The organism is Streptomyces sp. UNOB3_S3, from assembly GCF_020740895.1.
Taxonomy (GTDB): domain Bacteria; phylum Actinomycetota; class Actinomycetes; order Streptomycetales; family Streptomycetaceae; genus Streptomyces.
The window spans coordinates 1-3,943 of the sequence record NZ_JAILXP010000513.1; the positions used below are offsets into that span (position 1 = coordinate 1).

The 3,943-nt window shown below is 76.2% G+C and carries 3 protein-coding genes; 2 read left to right on the forward strand and 1 reads right to left on the reverse strand.

What is annotated here, in order from left to right; genetic code table 11:
- The first annotated feature begins 43 nt into the window (after nucleotides 1-43).
- Nucleotides 44-2,134, forward strand: coding sequence for an FUSC family protein (locus K6I33_RS32780; protein ID WP_229358278.1), 2,091 nt, complete (start codon nucleotides 44-46; stop codon nucleotides 2,132-2,134).
- Between the two features lie 31 nt (nucleotides 2,135-2,165).
- Here K6I33_RS32780 and K6I33_RS32785 read toward each other — a convergent pair whose 3' ends face one another.
- Complete coding sequence (locus K6I33_RS32785) at nucleotides 2,166-2,765, reverse strand: TetR/AcrR family transcriptional regulator (RefSeq protein WP_229358279.1); 600 nt, start codon at nucleotides 2,763-2,765, stop codon at nucleotides 2,166-2,168.
- A gap of 96 nt (nucleotides 2,766-2,861) precedes the next feature.
- On the opposite strand from K6I33_RS32785, the gene K6I33_RS32790 reads away from it, so the two are divergent.
- Nucleotides 2,862-3,943 (forward strand): PH domain-containing protein (locus tag K6I33_RS32790; protein ID WP_229358281.1); only part of this gene is annotated, 1,082 nt, incomplete at its 3' end.

The following is a 3,943-nucleotide window of genomic DNA, read 5'->3' on the forward strand; positions in this document are numbered from 1 at the left end:
CCCTGCCCCGGTCCACCCCCGTACGCGACGTAAGCTCAGGATCATGACCTGGGCCAGCGCCCTGAAGAAGACCGCCCGCGCCGGGCTGACGATCGAGCGGATCACCCTCGAACCGCTCGTCGCCATCCGCGGCGCGTGCGGCGTCGCCATCGTCGTCGGCCTGATGCTGGCCTTCGCCTCGCCCGCCCTCGCCGTCTCCTCCGCGTTCGGCGCGTTCGCCTCCGGCCTGGCGACCTTCCAGCGCAGCTGGCGGCCCCGCCCCCTGCTCGCGCTGGCGGTCGCGGGCATCCTGGCCCTCAGCACCTTCCTCGGCTACCTCGCCGCCGCCCATCTCGCCCTCTTCGTCGCGCTGCTGGCGGTGTGGACCCTGCTGTCCGGCATGGCCTGGGCCGTCGGCCCCGTGACGGGGTTCGTCGCCACCCAGACGATCGCGGTCATGCTCGTCACCGTCACCCTGCCCACCTCCGTCGCCGGGGCGGCCGAGCACGCCGCGCTCATCCTCGTGGGCGGCCTGGTGCAGGCGGCGCTCATCGTCCTCCTGCCCATCCGCCCCTGGGGCCGCCAGCGCGACGCCCTCGCGGACGCGCTGGCCGCCGAGGCGGACTACGCGCGCCGGCTGCGCCACGACCCGGTCGCCCGCTTCGACCCCCAGCCGCTGATGGACGCCCGCAGCGCCGCCGAGCTGACCCCGCGCCAGGCCCGCAGCAGACCTCGGCAGCTGGGCGGTCCACGCGGGGTCGCCGAGCGGATCCGCCCGGTGCTCGCCTCCCTCGCCGACCCCGTCGTGGGCGCGCCCCCGGAGGGCCCGGGGCGGGACCGCGCCCGGGACCTGCTGGGCGCCGCCGCCGACGTCCTGGACGCGGTCGCGCGCGCCATCCGGCGGGGCCGGCCCGTGCGGCTGACGCCCGAGGTGATGGCCACGCTGGAGGTGCCCGAGTCCGGGCCGCGCCTCGACGGCGCCGCCCGCCGCTCGGCGCTGCGGCTGATGGCGCTGCTGGCCGACGTCGTGGAGGCCAGCGACGAGCCCCTGCGCGCCACCCGGCCGACGACGGAGGCGGAGCGGCGCCATCTGCTGCGGCCCACCGTGGCCGGGCTCGTCCCCGTGGGCTGGCGGGCGCTGCGCCGCGAGGCGCGCTGGTCCTCGCCGGTCGGCCGGCACGCGGTACGGGTGACGACGGTGGCCTGCGGGGGCTATCTGCTCGGCACGGCGCTGCCGCTGGGCCACGGCTACTGGGTGCCGATGACCTCGGTGATGGTGATGCGGCCCGACTTCGCCCAGACCTATGAGCGCGGCGTCGCCCGCTTCGTGGGCACGCTCTTCGGCGTCTGGGCGGGCGCGGGCATCATGGCGCTCACCCACCCCGGCCCCCCTGTCTGCGCGGCGCTGGCCGTGGTGAGCGTGGGGCTGCTGTATCTGCTGATGCGGACGGGCTACATGGTGGTGTCCGCGTGCATCGGCGCGTACATCGTCTTCCTGCTCGGCATCGCGGGGGAGGGCTGGTCGCAGACCGTGCAGGCCAGGCTGGCGCTGACGCTGCTGGGCGGGGTGCTGGCGCTGGCCGCCTACGCGCTGTGGCCCAGCTGGGAGACGCCCCGGCTGCGCGACCGGCTGGCCGACTGGCTCCGCACCAACGGCGACTACGCGCTGGCGGTCCTCGATGTGTACGCCCGGCCGGACACCCGGAAGCGACGGGTCCGTGAGGCGCTGCTGGACGCGCGGGCGGCACGGCTGGACTGGGAGGACGCGGCCGCCCGCGCGCTGAAGGAACCCGTGCGCCACCGGGGCATCTCACGCACCGCCGAACGGGCGGCCGAGTCGGCGCTGGCCACCCTGGGGCGGGCGGCGATGCTGATGGAGGCCCACCTTCCGGGCCCGGACACGGAACCGGACCCCGGGGCGGACGAGTTCGCGGCGGCCCTGCGCGCCGCACTGCCGGACGCCGTGGCGGCGGTACGGGAGCGACGGCGCCCGGACTGGTCCGGGCCACGCGCGGTGCTGGCCGCCTGGGTCGCGCGGGCCGGCGACGAAGGGGTGGCGGTACGGGGCTCGGAACTGCTGCTGGAGGCGCTGGACGAACTGGCCGAGGCCCTCGCGCCGGGCCAGCGGGGGCGCAACAGGGCGGCGCGCCGCTGAGGCCGGGGAGCCTGCCGGGCTCGTGACGTGATCAGCCGAACAGCCGGTCCAGGTGCGCGTCCACCAGCCGCATCGCCTCGTCGCCCGGCAGCACGTCCAGCAGGACGTAGCCACTGAGGCCGTCCGCGAGGGCGATCAGCAGCATCGCCTCGGTGTCCGGGTCGCGGCCGGGGGCGACGTCGCCCCGCTCCACCGCGCGCCGGATCCGGTCGGCGAAGAACTCCCGCAGCGCCGGGATGCCCTCCTTGGCGTGCCGGCGCAGCCGCTCGTCGTGGACGGCCCGGACGAAGTAGGCGATCTGCGTCAGCTGACCGGTGCGGCTCTTGTCGTCCAGCGGCAGCATCTCCGCGAGCGTCTCGCGCAGCAGCGTCCGGGGGGAGGGGTCCTCCCCGGCCAGGGCCCCGACACGGGAGGCGATCCGCCGCGCGGCCAGCTCGCTGATGTGGCCGAGGGCGAAGACGAGCATGTCGTCCTTGGTGCGGAAGTAGTGCTGGAGCTGCCCGAGCGAGATGCCCGCCTCCGCCGCCACGTCGCGCAGGCTCGCGCCGTCCAGCCCGCGCTCGGACGCGATCCGCCACAGGGCCTCGGCGATGCGGTGGCGGCGTTCGTCGTGGTCGACGCGCTTGGGCACGGGGAGCGACACCTCTCGTTTACAGGTCAGTTGTATTGCGATAGCTTAGCGCCGATGGTTGGCAATACGATTGACTTGGAAAAGAGGGGGAGCGCCGTGCCGGAGGGAGGGGGCCTGCGGCTCAGGGATCCGCGCCATCGCGTCGATCCCCGGGCGCGCCGCTGGTGGACGGCGCGGGCGCTGCTCACCGTGAGCGGGCCGGCGCTGCTGACCGCCGCCGCGCTGCTCACCCTGTGCTTCCCCCTCTTTCCCGGCGCCGCGCCCTGGCTGGTGCCACTGGTGACGGTGGTGCTGGTGGCGCCCGCGGTGGCGTACGCGCTGGTCATGCCGGCGCGGCGGTGCCGGACGCACGGGTGGGAGCTGGGGGAGACGGCGCTCTACGCGGTCTCCGGCTGGTTCTGGCGGCGACGCCGGATCGTGCCGCTCTCCCGCGTGGAGTCCGTCGCGCTGCGGCGGGGGCCGCTGCTGCGGCGCCATGGTCTGGCGACGGTGGTCGTCGCCACGGGGTCGGCCGCCGGGGCCGTGCGGATCACGGGGGTATCCGTCACGGACGCCCGGCGGCTGACGGCCCGCCTTGAAGCGGCGGCCGTCTCCGCTGCCCGTTCCAGCCGCGAGGCAGCGGTTTCCCGCCCCGGGGACGGGCGTGGCGCCGGGATCCTCGCTGTCGGACGGGCGGGCTGGCTGCGGTACGCCCCGCTGACGTTCTGGGTCTGGGGCGGGGTCCTCATCGCGGGCGGCACGACCTGGCGCATCCTCAACGCCCTGGGCGTGAAGCCCTGGCGGATCGGGATCGTCCGCCACCTGTGGTCCGGGTACGGCGCCGGCGCGCCGTGGCTGGCCGGGCTGCTCGGCCTGGCGGCCATGACCCTGCTGGGCGTGGCGGGGGCGCTGGCCGTCCACGCCGGGACCTGGTGGCGGTACCGGCTGGAGCGCACCCCCTCGGGCGGCCTCGACGTCCGGCGCGGCCTGTTCGCGACAGCGGTCGTCTCCATCGAGTCGGACCGTCTGTGCGGGGTCGCGCTGCGGGAGCCGCTGCTGCTGCGCGCGGGCGGCGGGGCGTCCGTACGGGCCGTGGCGGGCGGTCTGGGCGACCTTGAACGGAACCGCAAGCGGAGCGTCGTACTCCCTCCGGCGCCCCGGGCGGAGGCGCTGCGGGTGTGCGCCGAGGTGCTCGGGAC

What these genes read in the sequence shown, in the direction of transcription:
- K6I33_RS32780 (WP_229358278.1), top strand. Translation starts at nt 44, where the DNA reads ATGACCTGGGCCAGCGCCCTGAAGAAGACCGCCCGCGCCGGGCTGACG.